This is a genomic window from Pseudomonas oryzihabitans (genome assembly GCF_001518815.1).
Taxonomy (GTDB): Bacteria; Pseudomonadota; Gammaproteobacteria; order Pseudomonadales; family Pseudomonadaceae; genus Chryseomonas; species Chryseomonas oryzihabitans_E.
On the sequence record NZ_CP013987.1, the window covers coordinates 4,097,553 to 4,116,440 of the forward strand.

16 protein-coding genes are annotated in these 18,888 nt (G+C 65.7%); 10 read left to right on the forward strand and 6 right to left on the reverse strand.

The window, feature by feature from the left end:
- Positions 1–22: 22 nt before the first annotated feature.
- Complete coding sequence (locus APT59_RS18660; RefSeq protein WP_059316947.1) at positions 23–553, reverse strand: REP-associated tyrosine transposase; 531 nt, start codon at positions 551–553, stop codon at positions 23–25.
- A gap of 412 nt (positions 554–965) precedes the next feature.
- Entirely contained in the window at positions 966–2,372 is a 1,407-nt protein-coding gene (locus APT59_RS18665) for an L-cystine transporter (protein ID WP_059316231.1), read from the reverse strand.
- 232 nt (positions 2,373–2,604) lie between these two features.
- Between APT59_RS18665 and APT59_RS18670 the strand changes: the two genes are divergently transcribed.
- Positions 2,605–2,934: a hypothetical protein gene (locus APT59_RS18670; RefSeq protein WP_007163001.1), complete on the forward strand. Its 330-nt coding sequence runs from the start codon at positions 2,605–2,607 to the stop codon at positions 2,932–2,934.
- 81 nt (positions 2,935–3,015) lie between these two features.
- A complete protein-coding gene (locus tag APT59_RS18675) occupies positions 3,016–3,564 on the forward strand; it encodes a glutathione peroxidase (protein ID WP_059316232.1) in 549 nt (182 codons plus the stop codon).
- A 913-nt stretch (positions 3,565–4,477) separates the two neighbouring features.
- Here APT59_RS18675 and azu read toward each other — a convergent pair.
- Positions 4,478–4,927 (reverse strand): azurin, encoded by a 450-nt coding sequence (azu, locus tag APT59_RS18680; protein ID WP_059316233.1) that lies wholly within the window; start codon positions 4,925–4,927, stop codon positions 4,478–4,480.
- Positions 4,928–5,261: 334 nt separating this feature from the next.
- On the opposite strand from azu, the gene APT59_RS18685 reads away from it, so the two are divergent.
- The 3 genes from APT59_RS18685 to APT59_RS18695 all read left to right on the forward strand — a co-directional run bounded on the left by APT59_RS18685 (position 5,262) and on the right by APT59_RS18695 (position 7,736).
- Positions 5,262–5,849, forward strand: a complete 588-nt coding sequence (locus APT59_RS18685; protein ID WP_059316234.1) for a TIGR00730 family Rossman fold protein — start codon at positions 5,262–5,264, stop codon at positions 5,847–5,849.
- Between the two features lie 100 nt (positions 5,850–5,949).
- The gene (locus APT59_RS18690) at positions 5,950–6,807 is read left to right on the forward strand and encodes an SDR family oxidoreductase (RefSeq protein ID WP_059316235.1); all 858 of its coding nucleotides are present in this window, start codon (positions 5,950–5,952) and stop codon (positions 6,805–6,807) included.
- 71 nt (positions 6,808–6,878) lie between these two features.
- A complete protein-coding gene (locus APT59_RS18695; RefSeq protein WP_059316236.1) occupies positions 6,879–7,736 on the forward strand; it encodes a glucose 1-dehydrogenase in 858 nt (285 codons plus the stop codon).
- A 259-nt stretch (positions 7,737–7,995) separates the two neighbouring features.
- On the opposite strand, the gene APT59_RS18700 is transcribed toward APT59_RS18695, so the two are convergent.
- Entirely contained in the window at positions 7,996–8,652 is a 657-nt protein-coding gene (locus tag APT59_RS18700; RefSeq protein ID WP_059316237.1) for a TetR/AcrR family transcriptional regulator, read from the reverse strand.
- A gap of 55 nt (positions 8,653–8,707) precedes the next feature.
- Entirely contained in the window at positions 8,708–10,609 is a 1,902-nt protein-coding gene (quiC, locus tag APT59_RS18705; RefSeq protein WP_059316238.1) for a 3-dehydroshikimate dehydratase QuiC, read from the reverse strand.
- 447 nt (positions 10,610–11,056) lie between these two features.
- Here quiC and APT59_RS18710 point away from each other — a divergent pair, with 447 nt between their 5' ends.
- From APT59_RS18710 to APT59_RS18730, 5 genes are all read left to right on the forward strand, one after another.
- Positions 11,057–12,448, forward strand: a complete 1,392-nt coding sequence (locus tag APT59_RS18710; RefSeq protein WP_059316239.1) for an MFS transporter — start codon at positions 11,057–11,059, stop codon at positions 12,446–12,448.
- A 253-nt stretch (positions 12,449–12,701) separates the two neighbouring features.
- Positions 12,702–13,970, forward strand: a complete 1,269-nt coding sequence (locus APT59_RS18715) for an OprD family porin (RefSeq protein ID WP_059316240.1) — start codon at positions 12,702–12,704, stop codon at positions 13,968–13,970.
- A 149-nt stretch (positions 13,971–14,119) separates the two neighbouring features.
- Positions 14,120–15,184 (forward strand): PA0069 family radical SAM protein, encoded by a 1,065-nt coding sequence (locus APT59_RS18720; protein WP_059316241.1) that lies wholly within the window; start codon positions 14,120–14,122, stop codon positions 15,182–15,184.
- Between the two features lie 262 nt (positions 15,185–15,446).
- The gene (locus APT59_RS18725) at positions 15,447–17,264 is read left to right on the forward strand and encodes an alpha/beta hydrolase family protein (protein WP_059316242.1); all 1,818 of its coding nucleotides are present in this window, start codon (positions 15,447–15,449) and stop codon (positions 17,262–17,264) included.
- A gap of 86 nt (positions 17,265–17,350) precedes the next feature.
- A complete protein-coding gene (locus APT59_RS18730; RefSeq protein WP_059316243.1) occupies positions 17,351–18,091 on the forward strand; it encodes a DUF502 domain-containing protein in 741 nt (246 codons plus the stop codon).
- On the opposite strand, the gene APT59_RS18735 is transcribed toward APT59_RS18730, so the two are convergent.
- Entirely contained in the window at positions 18,088–18,885 is a 798-nt protein-coding gene (locus APT59_RS18735; RefSeq protein WP_059316948.1) for an SDR family NAD(P)-dependent oxidoreductase, read from the reverse strand. The genes APT59_RS18730 and APT59_RS18735 overlap by 4 nt on opposite strands.
- Positions 18,886–18,888 lie beyond the last annotated feature (3 nt).

Consider the following 18,888-nt stretch of genomic DNA (forward strand, 5'->3'; position numbering starts at 1 on the left):
CGAAGCCCAACACGACCAACCCTCACCGCTCGCCCACCGCCCAGTCCTCATCGCGCTGTCCTGCCCAATCCGCCGGCAGGACGCCCGCTCGCACGTAGCGATGGATGGACGAATAGGGCCACTCCACCGCCCTACGTGCATGGCCGTGCTTCACCGGGTTGAAATGGATGTAGTCGAGATGTCGCTGCAGATCCTGCTCGTCGCGGACCTGGTGCTCCCAATAGCGTCTTTGCCAGACGCCACGTTCGCGTTTCAGCCGACGCGATAGATTCACCGTCTCCAACGGCGGTAACTGCCGGGAGAAGCCTGCCTTGATCAGGCTCCAACGCAGCGGATAGTCACCATCGTCATCTGGCAGGCGCCAGAGCGCGTGCAGGTGATCGGGGAGGACCACCATGGCGAGGATATCGAAGGGATGCCGGACCTTCACCTCGCGCATGGCCTGCCTGAGCGATCCGATATGGTCGACGAGCAGGGTGGCCGAGCGGTCATTGAGATTGAGCGTGAAAAAGAAGATGCCGCCCGCGGCGCGGCTGCGTCGATAGTCCAAGATCACCGTCCCTGGTGAATGGAAAGTCGTAGTCTAGAGCCTTTTCCAGTGCCTTTGGATAGATCGTGCCTGTTGGGCTTCGCTGCGCTCAGCGCCAACCTACGCGGTTCAACCATCCACGTTGTACCCAATCAACATGGGGCACCCGTAGGTTGGGCTGAGGCGGCTCCATCGCCGAAGCCCAACATGCCGTAGCAGGCATGGGCACCGTTGGGGTTGGTCGTGGTGGGCTTCGCTGCGCTCAGCGCCAACCTGCGCGGCTCGACCATCCACGTTGTACCCAATCAACATGGGGCACCCGTAGGTAGGTTGGGCTGAGGCAGCTCCATCGCCGAAGCCCAACACACCACGGCAAGCATGGGCACCGTTGGGCTTCGCTTTCGCTCAACCCAACCTACACGAAACCCGCCGGCGCTCAGCCGCGACTGACTGGCGCCGCCGGGGCTTCCGCGCGGTCGTCGCGGTCGTAGGCGGCCTTGTCCAGCTGGCCCATCCAGCGTGCGGTCAGGGTGCCGGCGGTCATGGAGCCGTTGACGTTGAGCGCGGTGCGCCCCATGTCGATCAGGGGCTCGATGGACACCAGCAATGCCACCAGGGTGACCGGCAGGCCCAGGGCTGGCAGCACGATCAGGGCGGCGAAGGTAGCACCGCCACCTACGCCTGCTACACCCGCCGAACTCAGGGTGACGATGCCCACGAGCGTAGCAATCCACAGCGGGTCGAAGGGATCGATGCCCATGGTGGGCGCGATCATCACCGCCAGCATAGCCGGATAGAGACCGGCGCAACCGTTCTGGCCGATAGTGGCGCCAAAGGAGGCGGCGAAACTGGCGATGGCCGGCGGTACGCCGAGGCGCTCGGTCTGGGCCTCGATGTTCAGCGGGATGGTCGCCGCGCTGGAGCGGCTGGTGAAGGCGAAGCTCAGCACCGGCCAGACCTTGGGAAAGAAGCGCGCTGGCGACAGGCCGCTCAGGGTCAGCAGCAGCGCATGCACGCCGAAGAGGATGGCCAGGCCCAGGTAGGAGGCGATCAGGAAGGTGCCCAGCTTGAGCACGTCCTGGGGGCTGGCGGTGGCGACCATCTTGGTCATCAGCGCCAGCACGCCATAGGGTGTCAGTTGCAGCAGCAGGCGTACCAGCTTCATCACCCAGGCCTGGAGCACGTCGATGCCGGCCAGCACCTTCTCGCCACGCACCGGATCGTCGCGCTGCAGGCGCAAGGCGGCGACGCCGAGGAAGGCGGCGAAGATCACCACGCTGATGATGGAGGTGGGACTGGCACCGGCAAGATCGGCGAAGGGATTCTTCGGAATGAAGGACAGCAGCAGCTGGGGTACCGACAGGTCCGCCACCTTGCCGACATAGCTGTTCTGCAGGGTGGTCAGGCGCGCGGTCTCCTGGGCGCCCTGCACCAGGCCCTCGGCGCTCAGGCCGAACAGCCAGGTCACCAGCACCCCGACCAGGGCGGCGATGGCAGTGGTGAACAGCAGCGTGCCCAGGGTCAGCAGGCTGATGCGGCCCATGGACGAGGCCTCGCGCAACCGCGCCACGGCCGCCAGGATGGAGGCGAACACCAGTGGCATGATGCTCATCTGCAGCAGCTGCACATAGCCGTTGCCGACCAGGTTGAACCAGCTGATGGAGGTCTTGAGCACCGGGGCGTCGTGACCATAGACGAGTTGCAGCACCAGGCCGAAGGCGACGCCCAGGGCGAGGCCGATGAAGACGCGCACGGCCAGGCTCCAGCCGGTATTGCGGGTACGCGCCAGCAGGCCGAGCAGCACGGCGAAGGCGACGAGGTTGAGGACGAGAGGCAGATTCACACGAGGTCTCCGAAACGGCGCCCGGCGCGGCCGCCGGACGAGAGGCGGGCGATGGTATCAGTTCAGGCCGCCCGGGCTTAGATCGAGGCGCTATCACCTGATAACCCTGGGACCCTGGGCGGAGCGGTTCTATCGCCGGAGCGAACGGTATTTCCGCGGTGCTCGGCACTGCTAGAGTGCGCCGCGTCGGGAAACGAAGCCCGACCCTGCCAACCAGAAAAGGAGTCACCTCATGCAACGTTTCGCCAAGCTCGCCGCCTCTTTCGCCCTCGCCGCCGCCGTCGCTGGCTGCACCGGCACCGCGATGAAGACGCAGAACCTGGATCCGTCGCAGTACACCGTCGTCGGTCATGGCGAAGGCAAGGCCACCGGTCTGATGATCCTAGGTTTCATCCCGGTCCAGCAGAACGACCGCTTCGTGCGCGCCCAGCAGGCCGCCATCAAGTCCCGCGGCGGCGATGCCCTGATCAACGCCCAGGTGCAGGAAAACTGGTTCTGGGCCTATGTCCTGAACGGCTACACCACCACCGTTTCCGGCGACGTGGTCAAGCTCAAGCGCTGAGCCTTCCGCGACCGACAGGCGCCGCCCACCCGGGCGGCGTTTTTGCGCTAGGCTGGCAACTTCTCCCCGAGGAAGCCGACCATGACCGCGACCCTGATGAAACTCCCGCTGCAATCCATCGACGGCGAAACCCTGACCCTGGAACGCTACCTGGGCAAGGTGCTGCTGGTGGTGAACGTCGCCTCCAAGTGCGGCCTTACCAGCCAGTACGAAGGCCTGGAACGCCTTTACGAGACCCAGCGCGAGCGCGGCCTGGAGGTGCTCGGCTTTCCCGCCAACGACTTCAAGCAGCAGGAGCCGGGCAGCGATGCCGAGATCAAGGAATTCTGCTCCCTCACCTACGGTGTGCAATTCCCCCTGTTCGCCAAGCTCAGCGTGGTGGGTGAAGACCAGCATCCGCTCTATGCGGAGCTGACCCAGGCACAGCCCGAGACGACTGGCGATGGCCCCTTCCGCGAGCGCATGCTGAGCCGTGGGGGCACCCCCAATCCCAAGCCCGAGGTGCTGTGGAATTTCGAGAAATTCCTGATTGGGCGCAATGGCGAGGTGGTGGGTCGTTTCGCGCCCGACGTGACGGCGGAAGATCCACGGTTGGTGGAGGCCATCGAGAAGGAGTTGGCGAAGGGGTGAAGCTGCCCTGCCGTTAAATGGCGAGGCGTGACCTGATTCGTAGGTTGGGTTGAGCGCCAGCGAAGCCCAACACTGCCAGGGTCAACCTTCAATATTGGTGCCCTGGCTGATTATCGAGTTTTGCTCGCACTTCTTGTTTCGCTCTCCCGAGCGACTCACTTTTTTCAATCGCGAAAAAAGTAAGCAAAAACGCTTGCCCCGGACATCCGGCCCTACGCTGCGCTTCGGAGCCACTCACGCCAGCGCCGTTCCGGGGTCGGCCTACACGGGCCGTCCATGGCCCGTTAGACCTCTCTGCGGCTCGACCCACTCCACAACGCTGGCGTTCGCCCTCCTGAACGGGGCGATTCGCCAGCCTGAAAGTTTTGATTGAAGAGCCGGTTGGGGGGACAACGGCGCAGCCTTGTCCACGCGTCAAGCGTTGCTCCTTAAGTGGAAAACGCTGCGCGGTTTTCCACACTACACCTGAACACCCAAGCATCAGGCTTGCGCCCCGTCCCCGTCAGTGAGGCCGAGTGCAGGTGTCACGCAGGGGGATGCGAGGCAGGACGCCGAGCAAGGCGCGAGGGGCAGGAAGCCCCTTCGTGCCGTGCCCTCGGAGCGGCGCTGGAGCGAGGGAGACGTAGCGAAGCGAAGTAACAGCCGCAAGCTGGCCCGAAGGGTGAGCGAAGCGAATCACCCGGAGCGTAGCGGAGGGCCGAAACGTGGGGACAAGCGTTTTTGGTTACTTTTTTCGGGGCGCGCAGCCGCGTTTGAAAAAAGTGACTCGCCCGGGTGGGAGAAACAAAAGCCATCAGGACACTCGATAACCCGCTAAGGCGCCTGATATCCAAAATGTTGGGCTTCGCTGACGCTCAGCCCAACCTACGGTAAGTGCTTGGAGCTCCTGCGCGATCAGGCTATGACAGCAGGTCTACCCCCGCTGCAACACCCCGCGCATGGACCCGAAATGCCCCGGGAAGGAACAGAAGAAGGTGTATTCCTTGCCCGCTTCCAGGACCCCGGTGTCGAAGGTCACCGAATCCTTCTCGCCACCGCCCAGCATGCGGGTGTGGGCAATGATGCGTTCGTCGCCCTCGGGCAGGTAGCCCTTGTCTTCGCCCGCGTTCATGCCGGCGGCGTCGACCGCCGAGGCGTCGGTGGAGCGGGTCAGCACCCAGTTATGGCCCATGACATTCTTGGGCAGGCTGCCACTGTGGATCAGCTCGACGGTAAAGGTCTTGCACGAGGCCGGGACCTGGATCGAGGCGCGGCTGTAGGTCATCTGGTCGCCGGCTTCGATCTGGGTGGTGCAACTGTCAGCGGCCCAAACGCCGGTACTTCCCAGGGCGAACAGCGCGGCGGCAAAAAGCTTGGATTTCATGAACCCTCCGGATGCGTGAAAGTCGCCAGTCAGACCGATGCGAGGGTGGCGGGTTCCGAGCACGCTGGCAAGCAGGCGCTGCGCTTCGCTCTATCGCCCTCATCGAAACCTTTGCCAGGTGGCCGTGCCCAATCTCTGCGTACCATGCTCCCATCATCCGCCAGCCAAGGACGCCCGCCATGACCCTTACCGCCCTGCTGCACGAGTTGTTCGCCAGCTATGCCCAGGCCGCCAGTGGCAATGCGCCGGAGGAAGCGTTCCTCGCGCGATGACGAAGCTTTGATCCGGGGGAACGGACGGCTAGGCTAGGCGTTTTGCCTGCCTAGGAGTCCTCATGTCGCTGAAAGCCGTCTGTGTCTTCTGTGGCGCCAAGTCCGGCGCCTCGCCTGTCTTCGAGCAAGCCGCTGCGCAACTCGGCCGCGCCCTCGCCGAACGGGGCCTCACCCTGGTCTACGGCGGTGGCAAGGTCGGCCTGATGGGCGTGGTCGCCGATGCCGCCCTGGCCGCCGGTGGCGAGGTGATCGGCATCATTCCCCAGAGTCTCAAGACCGCCGAGCTGGGCCATACCGGCTGCACCCGCCTGGAAGTGGTCGACGGCATGCATGCGCGCAAGGCGCGCATGGCCGAGCTGGCCGATGCCTTCATCGCCCTTCCCGGTGGCCTGGGCACCCTGGAAGAACTCTTCGAGGTCTGGACGTGGGGCCAGCTCGGCTACCATGCCAAGCCCATGGGCCTCCTGGAGGTCGACGGCTTCTATGCCCAACTGGAGGGCTTCCTCGATCACCTGGTCGCCCAGGGCTTCGTCGCCGCGCCGCATCGCGCCATGCTGCAGGTGGAAGACTCGCCGATCGCCCTGCTGGACGCCCTCGCCGCCTGGCAGCCCACCGCACCGCCACGCTGGGCGGAACCCGCGCCGCGCTAGTTCGACTACACCGCCCGTCTCGGGTCTCGAACCCTCGCCGCTTGCGGCCTGTCGGTACTGACAGGCCCGCAAACGTTTCAAGAGCGACGAGGATTCTCCCATGACCGATTTCCCCAAATCCCCCATGCCGGAACAGCAGCAAGAGGTTCCCGGCCTGCAATCGCGCATGAATCCGGTCCCGGATTGCGGCGAACAGAGCTACAAGGGCTCCGGCCGCCTGACGGGCAAGAAGGCCCTGATCACCGGTGGCGACAGTGGCATCGGCCGCGCCGTGGCCATCGCCTTCGCCCGCGAGGGCGCCGATGTCGCCATCAGCTACCTGAACGAACACGAAGACGCCGAGGACACCGCCCGCCTGGTGCGCGAAGCCGGCCGCGAGGCCCTGTTGCTACCGGGGTGCCTGTCCAAGCGCGAGCAGTGCCTGGCGGTGGTGGACGAGACCGTGGCCGCCTTTGGCCGCATCGATGTGCTGGTCAACAACGCCGCCTTCCAGATGACCCACGAGACCCTCGAAGAGATTCCCGACGACGAGTGGGTCTACACCTTCGATGTGAACATCACCGCCATGTTTCGCATCACCCAGGCCGCGCTAAAGCACATGGGCCAGGGTGGCTCCATCATCAACACCACCTCGGTGAACTCGGACATGCCGCGGCCGACGCTGCTGGCCTATGCCACCACCAAGGGCGCCATCGCCAACTTCACCGCGGGCCTGGCCCAATTGCTCGGCGAGAAAGGCATCCGCGCCAACAGCGTGGCCCCCGGCCCCATCTGGACCCCACTGATTCCCGCCACCATGCCGCCTGAGCAGGTCAAGGAATTCGGCGGCAACACCCCGCTGGGCCGCCCCGGCCAGCCGGTGGAGCTGGCGCCCGTCTATGTGATGCTGGCCTCGGACGAATCCAGCTACACCTCAGGTGCGCGTATCGCCGTCACCGGTGGCAAGCCGATCCTCTAAGCGCCCGTGAAGTACCTGCACCCCGGCGCGAGCCGGGGTCGCCTTTCCCCTTTCCTGCATCGGAGCCCTCCGTGAGCGAGCATCCCAAGCCCCCATTGAAACCCCAACCCCAGACCTTTCCCGGCTCCGAAGCGCGCATGGAGCCACAGCCCGACAGCGGCGCCGAGACCTACCGCGGCTCGGGTCGCCTGGCAGGCAAGAAGACCCTGATCACCGGTGCCGACAGTGGTATCGGCCGCGCCGTGGCCATCGCCTACGCCCGTGAGGGCGCCGATGTCGCCATCGCCTACCTGGACGAGCACGAGGATGCCCAGGAAACCGCCCGCCTGGTCACCGAGGCGGGTCGCCAGGCCGTGCTCTTGCCCGGCGATCTGGCCGAGCGCCAGACCTGCCTGGACGTGGTGCAGAAGACCGTCGAGGCCTTTGGCCGCATCGACGTACTGGTCAATAATGCCGCCTTCCAGCAGGTGCGCGACAGCCTCGACGAGATTCCCGACGAGGAGTGGGTGCATACCTTCAACGTGAACATCCATGGGATGTTTCGGATTACCCAGGCGGCGCTGAAGCACATGCCGCGTGGCGGCTCCATCATCAACACCGCCTCGATCAACGCCGACATCGCGCCCCCGACCCTGCTGGCCTATTCGGCCACCAAGGGCGCCATCGCCAACTTCACTGCAGGTCTGGCGCAGCTGCTCGGCGAGAAAGGTATCCGTGCCAACAGCGTCGCCCCCGGCCCGATCTGGACGCCGCTGATCGTCAGCACCATGAAGCCGGACGAGCCGGAGCAATTCGGTAGCAGCACGCCACTGGGTCGGCCCGGCCAGCCGGTGGAGCTGGCGCCGGCCTATGTGCTGCTGGCATCGGATGAAGCGAGCTACATCTCCGGCGCCATGCTGCCGGTGACGGGCGGGATGCCGGTGCTTTAAGGATTTGCTGGGGTGCCCGGGGGTCACACTCACCCCAGCCCTCTCCCAGAGGGAGAGGGGGTTGGCGGGTCCGTAGGTTGGGTTGAACGCAGCGAAGCCCAACGCGGGATAGCCAGCAGCGTTGGGCTTCGACGATGAGGCCGTCTCAACCCAACCTACGGGATTTCCACCCTGCGAATCCATGTTGGAGACTAGAAGCCTCGGTCAAACGCCCCCTCTCCCTTCGGGAGAGGGTTGGGGTGAGGGCCGCATGGACGCTCTACGGCTGCAGGTAGCGCACCATCGCATCGCCGATCATGTTCTTGTGCCGCCGCAACACCGCCGGTGCCTCCATGTCGATGTCGTGGATGCGGCCGAAGGTGTGGCGGTTGGAGACGCGGTAGAAGCAGAACGAACACATCAGCAGGTGCACATCCACGGCGTCGAGACCGCTGCGGATGTCACCGCTCGCCTCGCCGCGCGCCAGGATGCGGCGCAGAGCCTCCAGGGCCGAGGAGTTGAGGCTGGAGATGGTCTCGGACTGCGCCAGGTGGCGGCCGCGATGGATGTTCTCGATGCTCACCACGCGGATGAAGTCGTCGTGGCTGCGGTGGTGCTCGAAGAGGAACTCGGCCAGGGTGCGGATCGCTTCCAGCGGTGGCAGGCGATCAAGCGGCAGCTCGGCTTCGTCGCCGCGCACATCGCTGTAGAGCTTTTCCAGCACCGTCAGGTAGAGCTGCTCCTTGCTGCCGAAGTAGTAGTAGATCATCCGTTTGGAGGTATGGGTGCGCTCGGCGATGGCGTCCACCCGCGCACCGCTCAGGCCCAGGTCGGCGAACTCGGCCACGGCGGCGGCCAGGATGGCCTGGCGGGTCTTTTCGGGATTGTTCTTGCGCGGCGTACGGAGCGCGGGCGCGAGCGCCGGGGTGTCCTGCATCGGGTCTGACTCTTGGCTGGGGAGAGACGCGGGTACCTGCAGGTACCCGCCTGGCTCAGAATTCCAGGGGCGCCGGGCGACCCTGGCGGGCTTGCAGCATGGCGGCCAGGCGCACCGGACTGTTGGCGGCGCCGTAGCCACTGTAATCCTTGCGCTCCAGGATTTCGAAGAAGAATCGGTCGGCGAAGGACTCGGTATAGACGTGGAAAAGCTCGCCACCCTGGGCATCGCGGTCGTAGAGCACGTTGTAGTAGGCCAGGCGACTGAGGAAATCGTCGTCGAAATCGAAGCGCGCCCCCAAGTCGTCGTAGTAGTTCATCGGGATCTCCAGCAAGGGCACCCCGGCGGCCTTGGCCTGCTCCACCGCCTGGAAGATGTCCCGACAGGCGAAGGCGATGTGATGTACCCCGGAGCCTCGGTAGCTGGAAAGCGCTCGGGCGATGGCGGTGTTGCGGTTCTCGGAGATGTTCAGCGCCAGGCGCACGTTGCTCTCGCGATTCTTTAGCGCACGGCTTTTCACCAGGCCATAGGGGTCAGGGACCACCACCTCGTCATCAGCGCTGAAGTCGAACAGACTCTTGTAGAACAGCACCCAGCTGTCCAGCGCATCGGCCGGCAGGGCGATGGCAACGTGGTCGACGTGGGTCAGGCCAAGGCCACCGCTGGCGCCGGCGCTGACATCGAAGTCGGTGTCATAGAGGCTGCGCCCGTCGGCGCCGCGATCGGCGAGATAGATCAGGCTGCCGTCCGGCGCCCGCATCGCGGGGATCTCCCGTTCGTTCGGCCCGACCAGGCCGCGATAGGGCTGCGCCCGGTACTGCTGGGCGCGTTCCAGCGCCGCGTGGCTGTCGGGCACCCGTAGCGCCATGGCGCACAGCGAGGGGCCGTGGGCCTCGAAGAAGTTGTGGCCGAAGGAATAGGGTTCGGCGTTGAGCACCAGATTGATTTCGCCCTGGCGCAACAGGGTGACGTTCTTGGAACGGTGTCGCCCGGCCTGGGCGAAGCCCAGCTTGCCGAGCCAACGGGCCAGTTCGGCACCGTGGGCGTCGTCCACGGCGAATTCGAGGAATTCGGTGCCTTCCAGACGCGGCGCCTCGGGCGGGGCGAACAGGGGCGCCGCCACCGGCGTTTCCTCACGCTGCAGCCGAGCCGCGGTCTGCTCTTCCAGGTACAGCAGGGACCTCAGGCCATCGGCGGCGGTGGCACGGGTCTGGGCGGCGCGGAAGCCGTCGTTGAAGATCTCCAGCGACAGCGGCCCCTGGTAACCGGTCTGCAGGATGGGCGCGAGAAAGCCGGCCAGGTCGAACTCACCCTGCCCCGGGAAGCAGCGGAAATGCCGACTCCACTCCAGCACGTCCATCTGCAGCAGCGGTGCATCGGCCATCTGCACGAAAAAGATCTTGTCCCCGGGAATCTGGGCGATGCCCGCCGGATCGCCACCTATGGACAGGGTGTGGAAACTGTCGAGCAAGACGCCGAGATTGGGGTGGTCGACCGCCTTCACCAGGCGCCAGACCTGCTGCCAGCTGTTGACGTGGCGCCCCCAGGCCAGGGCTTCGTAGCCGATGCGCAAGTCGCGCCGGGCGGCGTGTTCGGCCAGCAGCTGCAGGTCATCGGCGATCAGACGCTCATCGCCGAGGCTGTCGGCGGCGGTGTTGCTGCACACCAGGATGAGATCGGTGCCCAACTCCTGCATGAGGTCGAACTTGCGCTCGGCGCGGTCGAGATTGCGCTGCAGCCGCTCGCGGCGTCCGCCCTCGAAGTCGCGGAACGGCTGGAACAGGGTGATGGCCAGCCCCAGGTCCTGGGTACGCTGGCGGATCTCGCGCGGGCTGGCACCGGAATACAGCAGGTCGTTCTCGAAGATCTCCACACCGTCGAAGCCCGCCGCGGCGATCGCTTCGAGCTTCTCGGTCAGGGTGCCACTGATGGATACGGTCGCGATGGAACGCTGCATGCCGGTGCTCCTGTGTTGAACGGCTGTCTCCACTGGCTGACTGTAGCGGAGCGGCTCTGGTTCGTCGGGTCTGGAGACGATTATTCTTGGCGCCGGCCAAGCCAACAACGGATTATGTACGAACTGGTTAGTTTCTGTTCGCTGATCGAACAAATGGGTATCTGGCGAATTGACCCACCGCCGTGGCGCCTCGCACTATGGATTGCAGAGCCCTCGTGCTTGCTTCCACCGCGTCAACCATAACAAGACAAACAAGAGTGTGCGTCCATGCCTCTGCTATCCACGCTATCCTCCGCCCCCCGTCTCGTCTGTAGCCCCCTGGCGCTCAGTCGGCGACGGTCAGGCTAGGTCATCCACCCCCTCACACCTTCGGCCCACGGCAGCCCGCACGGACCTGCACGCCATGCCGAAGCTTCCCCTGGCCTGACAATAATTACGGAGACAACCATGGCCAATACCGCCTCCCACACGTCCAGCTCCCAAGCCAAGAAGGCCACTGCCAGCGGCTGGATCGGCTCGGCGCTGGAATACTACGATTTCTTCATCTACGCCCAGGCGGCGGCGCTGATCTTCCCGCAGATCTTCTTCCCCTCCACCGATCCCAAGATGGCCATCGTCGCCTCCCTCGCCACCTATGGTGTGGGCTATCTGGCCCGCCCGGTCGGCGCCTTCGTGCTCGGTCACTGGGGCGATACCCGCGGCCGCAAGAACGTCCTGCTGCTGTGCATGTTCCTCATGGGCATCGCCACCATGGCCGTGGGCCTGCTGCCCACCTATCACCAGATCGGCATTCTCGCCCCCATCCTGCTGGTGGTACTGCGGCTGATCCAGGGCTTCGCCGTGGCCGGGGAGATCTCCGGCGCCAGTTCCATGGTGCTCGAACACGCGCCCTTCGGCCGACGTGGCTACTATGCGAGCTTTACCCTGCAGGGGGTGCAGGCCGGCCAGGTGATGGCCGCCGCGGTGTTCCTGCCGCTGGCCTACTTCATGCCCGCCGATGCCTTCAACAGCTGGGGCTGGCGGATTCCCTTCCTGCTCAGCGCCTTCGTGCTGCTGGCCGGCTTCATCATCCGCCGCGAAGTCCAGGAGACGCCCGCCTTCGTCAAGGAAGAAGCCAAGACCGAGACCGTGGCCAGACGCTCGCCCATCGGTGAAGCCCTGACCACCAGCTGGAAGGCCATGATCCTGGTCGGCCTGATGGCGCTGATGAACGTGATCCCCGTGGTGGCGACCATCTTTGGCGCAGCCTATGCGGTGCAGCCGGCCTATGGCATCGGCTTCGACAAGAGCGTCTACCTGTGGATACCGGTGGTGGGCAACATCGTCGCCGTGCTGGTGATTCCCCTGGTCGGCAACCTTTCCGACCGCATCGGCCGGCGACCGACCATGATCGGCGGTGCCCTGGGTTCGGGCCTGCTGGCCTTCGGCTACCTCTACGCCATCAGCATCCACAGCATGCCGCTGGCCTTCCTGATGTCGCTGCTGATGTGGGGTGTAGTCTACCAGGGCTACAACGCGGTGTTCCCCAGCTTCTACCCGGAGCAGTTCCAGACCCGCTATCGCGTCTCGGCCATGGCCATCGCCCAGAACATCGGCACCATGCTCACCGCCCTGCTGCCGGCGCTGTTCGCCCTGGTCGCCCCGCCCGGTACCGACAACATCTGGATCGTGGTCGGTGGCCTGGCCTTCGCCGTGACCTGCCTGTCGGCCCTAGCCGCCTACCTGTCGCCGGAAACCTACCGAGTGCCCATGAGCGACCTGGGCAAGCCAGGCGCCCAGCAGATGGACAAGCACGCCTACGACACGGCCCGTCAGGACAGCTTCAAAGCCAGCGCCTGATCCGCTTGGAGCCCTCGCCAACCGAGGGCTCCGGCCTGCTACCTTGGTAGTCTTGCCCCAAGACATACGTTGTCATATAACTACTCAGCCGCTCGTATCGGCCACTGCTTTCCAATAATTCAAATAAGAAAGGAATCCGTCATGTCGCCTGCCCCTTCCTAGCGCCACCTCGCCTCGTCCCGCTCCCCCGCCCTCGTCAGATGCCGCCCCTGTGCCGGCAGGGCACCCCTTACCCACAATAACAAGGAACCTCATGAGCACTCGACTCGCTTCCGGCCGGCTCGGCCGTGCCTGCGCCGCCTTCGCCGCCCTGGCCAGCACCACGCCGCTGTGGGCCGCCGACAACGGTTTCATCGAAGGCACCAAGGCCAACCTCAACCTGCGCAATTACTACATCAATCGCAACTTCGTCGATCCGGCCTACACCGCGCAGGACAAGGCCGAGGAATGGACCCAGAGCTTCATCTTCGGCCTGACCTCCGGCTACACCCAGGGGCCGGTAGGCTTCGGCATCGATGCCCTGGGTCTCTACTCGGTCAAGCTCGATGGCGGCGCCGGCACCTATGGCACCGGGTTGCTGCCGACCCACGCTGGCAACGAACCCGCCAAGGACTTCGGGCGCCTGGCGGTGGCGGCCAAGGCCAAGGTTTCCAAGACCGATATCAAGGTCGGCGAATGGTTCGCCGTGCTGCCGATCCTCAGATCCGACGATGGTCGCTCGCTGCCGCAGACCTTCCAGGGTGCCCAGCTCCACTCCACCGAGATCCAGAATCTGGAACTCTGGGGTGGCCAGATGCGCCAGAACAGCCCGCGCAACGATGCCAGCATGGAAGACATGTTCATGCAGGGCCGCGCCAATGCCACGTCCGACCGCTTCAACTACGTCGGTGGCGAATACAGGTTCAACGAGAAGCGCACCCAGATCGGCCTCTGGTACGCCCAACTCGAAGACATCTACAACCAGAAGTTCATCAACCTGGTCCACTACCAGCCGGTGGGCAGCTGGACCCTGGGCGCCAACCTCGGCTACTTCATTGGCGACGACGACGGCTCGGCCCGCGCGGGCGCCCTGGACAACCGCACCGCCTATGCCCTGCTCTCCGCCAAGCAGGGCGGTGGCACCTTCTATGTCGGTCTGCAGCGCGTCAGCGGCGACAGCCCCTGGATGAGGGTCAACGGCACCAGCGGCGGCACCCTGGGCAACGACAGCTACAACTCCAGCTACGACAACGCCCGGGAACGCTCCTGGCAGGTGCGCTACGACCACAACTTCGCCGCCTTCGGCGTGCCGGGCCTGACCCTGATGAACCGCTATATCAGCGGCGACAATGTCCACACCGGCAACATTACCGACGGCAAGGAATGGGGTCGCGAGTCCGAGGTGCAATACGAGGTACAGAGCGGTCCGCTGAAGAAGCTGCTGATTCGCTGGCGCAACTCCAGCATGAGACGCGACTACAGTGCCAGCGGCTCCTTCGACGAGAACCGCATCATCCTCAACTATCCGATCTCGGTGTTGTAGGGCGCAGTTTCGGCGGCGGCCGAGGTGGCCGCCGCTCGCGCCGACTGGACTCGTTGATAGCCGTTCCTACAGTCCAGCCGACCGCTGCACCCTTGCCCCGATCCCTCAGGCCTTATACTGTACAAAGATACAGCTTTCGAGGCCTCCACATGACCCAGCCCCAGCGCCCGCCACGGGGTCGTGGCACCGCCAGTAATCCGCACAATCGCTTTGCCGCCACCCGTAGCGAGGCCGAGCACGACGGCTGGTACGAAGAGGCGACGCCGCTGACCTTCACCACCAGCGTCCGCCAGGAAACGGCGAAGACCGTGATCAGCCGCAACCAGTCCCCGGATGTCGGCTTCGATCGCTCGGTGAATCCCTATCGTGGCTGCGAGCACGGCTGCATCTACTGCTTCGCCCGCCCCTCCCATGCCTACTGGGATCTCTCGCCAGGCATCGACTTCGAGACCCAGCTGATCGCCAAGACCAACCTGGCGGAGCGCCTGGAGGCGGAGCTGAGCAAGCCGGGCTACCAGCCGCAGCCCATCGCCCTGGGTATCAACACCGATGGCTACCAGCCCATCGAGCGCCAGTACCAGCTGACCCGCCAGGCGCTGGAGATCCTGCTGCGCTATCGCCATCCGGTGACGATCATCACCAAGAGCGCGCTGATCCTGCGCGACCTGGATCTCTTCGTGCAGCTCACCGAGCGCAATCTGGTCCGCGTCGCCTTCAGCCTCACCACGCTGGACGATGACCTCAAGCGCGTCCTCGAACCGCGCACCGCGGCGCCCCAGGCCCGCTTGCGCGCCATGCGTACCCTGCACGAGCACGGGGTGCCGGTGAGTGCCCTGCTGGCGCCGATGATTCCCATGATCAACGACCATGAACTGGAGGCCCTGCTGGAAGCGGCCCGCGACCACGGTGCCCGCTCGGCCGGCTATGCGTTGTTGCGGCTGCCACTGGAGATCGCCGACCTGTTCGAGGAGTGGCTGCAGACGCACTTCCCCGAACGCGCCGCCCATGTGATGAGCCTGATCCGGCAGTCGCGTGGCGGCAAGAACTACGACAGTCGCTTCGGCATCCGCATGAAGGGCGAAGGCCAGTTCGCCGAGCTCCTGGCCCAGCGCTTTCGCCTGGCCCGCCGCCGCTTCGGCCTGGAACGCCGCGAGGGCGAAGGCCTGGATTGCAGCCAGTTCGCCCCGCCGGGGGAGCAATTGGGATTGTTTTAGGACAGGCGCCGCACGGGCTGCTCCCTCACCCCAGCCCTCTCCCAGCGGGAGAGGGGGAAAAGCGGCGCACCCGTAGGTTGGATTGAGCGCAGCGAAACCCAACAACCCTGCCCCTCACCCCAACCCTCTCCCAGAGGGAGAGAGGGAAAAGCGGCGCGCCCGTAGGTTAGGTTGAGCGCAGCGAAGCCCAACGGGCCGGCACCCCCCCAGACCTTCCCACACAGCTGCTAGGCTAACGGCTGTTCCTACTTCTGGAGTCGCCATGACCGCCCCTACCTCGCTCACGCCGGCCCAGGCTGTTGCCGCCGGCATCGACTTCGCCGAACTCAAGGTCGACGCCAGTGGCCTCTACTGGAGTCAGTACGACCCTACCGATGGTGCCACCCGGCTGTGGCTGCGCGCATCCGGCGCCGCACCGCGGTGCCTCACGCCAGCAGGCTTCAGCCTGCGCAGCAAGGTGTATGAGTACGGCGGTGGCGCCCTGTGCCTGGCGGACGAGGGACCGCTGTTCGTCAACGAAGGGGATCAGGCGATCTATCGCCAACCGCGGGACGGCAGCGCCCCCGAACGCCTGGCGGGTGGTGAACGCTGGCGCTACGGCGACCTGCACTGGGATGGCGTCCGGCAGCAGGTGCTAGCGGTCGAGGAAGACCGCGGCGAACAGCCGCCGCGGCATCGCCTGGTCGCCCTGAGCTCGGGCGGCGAGCGCCAGGTGCTGGCCGAGGGCGCGGATTTCTATGCGGCGCCGCGTACCAGCGCCGACGGCCGCCGGCTGGCCTGGATCGAGTGGGACAGGCCGCACCAGCCTTGGACCCGGACTCGTCTGCTGGCCGCGGTACTGGACGCTCAAGGACGCCCTGGCGCACCTACGGTCGTTTCGGCCGATCCCGACGAATCGCTGCAACAGCCGCTCTTCGATAGCGAGCACCGGCTCTGGGCACTGAGCGATCGTCAGGGCTGGTGGCAACCCTGGTGCGAGACCCCGGAGGGTTTCACACCGCAAGAGGCACCGGCAGCGGATCATGCCGCAGCGCCCTGGCAACTAGGCGGCTCCAGCTGGCTGCCAACGGTGCAAGGCTGGCTGGCGACCTGGCAGGAGGCCGGCTTCGGCCTCCTCGGCGAGCGGCGGGCGAATGGCGAGATCCGGCGTCTGGCCCCGGACTTTAGCCGTTTCCGCGGCCTGGCCCTGGACGAGGATCACTGCTACTGCATCGCCGCTGCGCCGACCCGGCCGTCGGCCGTGCTGGCCATCGACCGCCAGAGCGGTGCGGTGGAGATCGTCACCGGTGGCGTGGCGCCCCTGGCGGAGGCCACCATCGTCGCGCCGCAACAACTGAGCTACCCCAGCGGCGATGGCCAGGCCCAGGGCTTTCTCTATCTACCCGACGTCCAGGCCGAGGGCCCACCCCCGCTGCTGGTCAGCATCCATGGTGGTCCGACGTCCTGCACCTATCCGGTGTTCGATGCCCGCATCCAGTTCTGGGTCCGCCAGGGCTTCGCCGTGGCCGATCTCAACTATCGCGGCAGCAGCGGCCATGGCCGGGCCTACCGCCAGGCGCTGCACCTGCGCTGGGGCGAGGTGGACGTGGAGGATGCCTGCGCGGTGGTCGAGCACCTCGGCGCCCAGGGGCTGGTGGATCCGCACCGCGCCTTTATCCGCGGTGGCAGCGCCGGTGGCTACACGGTGCTCTGCGCCCTGGCCTTCCGCGACGTCTTCCGCGCCGGCGCCAGCCTCTATGGCGTCAGCGATCCCCTGGCGCTGGCCAAGGCCACCCACAAGTTCGAGGCGGACTACCTGGACTGGCTGATCGGCGATCCCGAGGCCGACCGCGCGCGCTACGAGGCGCGTACCCCGCTGCTGCACGCGGATGGCATCCAGGCGCCGGTGATCTTCCTGCAGGGCCTCAAGGACGCCGTGGTGGTCCCGGCCCAGACCGACGCCATGGCCGCGGCCCTGGAGGCGCGCGGCATACCGGTGGTGGTCAGGCGCTATCCCGATGAAGGCCATGGCTTTCGCCGAGCGGCCAACCAGGCCGATGCCTTGGAACAGGAGGCCGCCTTCTATCGCCGTTGGCTGTGATCGAGGCGCGCTCAGAAAGTCGGTCCGGGCCGACGCTGAGCGCACCCGGGCCGTATAGAATGGCGCTTTAGCCGTCGAGTTCTTGCATGCCCTTCGTTCGCCGCAGTATCGAAAGCGTCGTATCCACCTGGCTGGCCGGCCTGCTCTTGCTCCTGCCGCTGGTCCTGACCCTGGCGCTGATCGGCTGGATCGTCAGCTTCCTCAACGGGCTGATCGGACCCAACACCACCCTGGGCAGGCTGTTCGTGGCGGTCGGTCACCCCTTCGTCGGCAACTCCCTGGCGGCCTACGGCCTCGGTACCCTGCTGCTGCTGGTGCTGCTCTATCCATTGGGACTGGCGGTCAAGCTGGGGCTGCGCCGGCCGCTGGGCTGGTTCGCCGACGTGACCTTCCGCCGCATTCCGGTGGTGGGCAAGCTCTATGGCCTGGCCGAGCGGTTCGTCGAGTTGCTCGACCGTAAGGAAGGCGGCGCGGATATCCGCGCCATGAGTCCGGTGTGGTGCTTCTTCGGGGGCCAGGGCGTGGCGGTGCTTGCATTGCTGCCCAACCCGGCGGTGATCGACATCGATGGCCGCCACTATCACGCCGTGCTGGTGCCCTCGGCGCCGGTACCGGTGGGCGGCGGGCTGCTCTATGTGCCGGTGGACTGGGTGAAGCCGGCGGACATGGGCATCGACATGTTCACCAGCATCTATGTCTCCATGGGCATCACCCTGCCACCGGTGGTCAAGGATCGCCAGGTGGAGTTCATTCCCCTGGAAGAGGCGGTACGCCGCCAGCAGGGGCAGGAAGACGGGACGACCGAGGAGCCGCCCCGCTCGTCCTAGTTCTGCACGGCCTGGACCGAGCCACCGTCGACGCGCAGATTGCTGCCATTGATGAAGGAGGCACGCTCCGACACCAGCAGGGCGATGGCCGCGGCCACCTCTTCCACCTTGCCGCGACGCTTCTGCACGATGCCGGGCCGCTCTTCGTCGAGAAAGCTTTCGATGGCTTCCTCGACCGACACGCCCAGTTCCTTGGCCCGCTTTTCCATCATGCCGTCGGTCATGCCGGTCTCGATGAAGGCCGGCGAGACGGTATTGCACAGCACGCCATGGGCCGCCTCCTGGTAGGACAGATTCTTGATGAAGGCGGCCAGGGCGGCCTTGGCCACGTTGTAGACGGCTTCTTCCCAGTAGGGCTGGACGGCGTTTTCCGAGGTGATGCAGACGAAGCGACCCCAGCCCCGCGTGCGCATGCGCGGAATGGCGGCGCGGCCGACACGCACGGCGGAAAAGAAGTCGGTGGCCCAGGCTTCCTGGTAGTCGGCGTCGCTCAGCTCCAGGGGATCGCCCTTGGCACCGGTAACACCCGCGGTGTGGACCACGATGTCGATCTGGCCGAAACGGGCCTCACCCTGCTCCACCAGCTTGTCCACCGCGGCCTGGTCGGTCATGTCGGCGGCGATCAGCAGCGGCTCGCCCGGCAGGCGCTTGGCCGCTTCCTCCAGCTTGCCCTGCTCCAGGTCGGACAGCACCAGCTTGACGCCTTCTTCGGCCAACAGCGTCGCCGTGGCCAGACCTATGCCACCACTGGCACCCGTGATGAGGGCGACGCGCCCCTTGATTCCCAGATCCATACC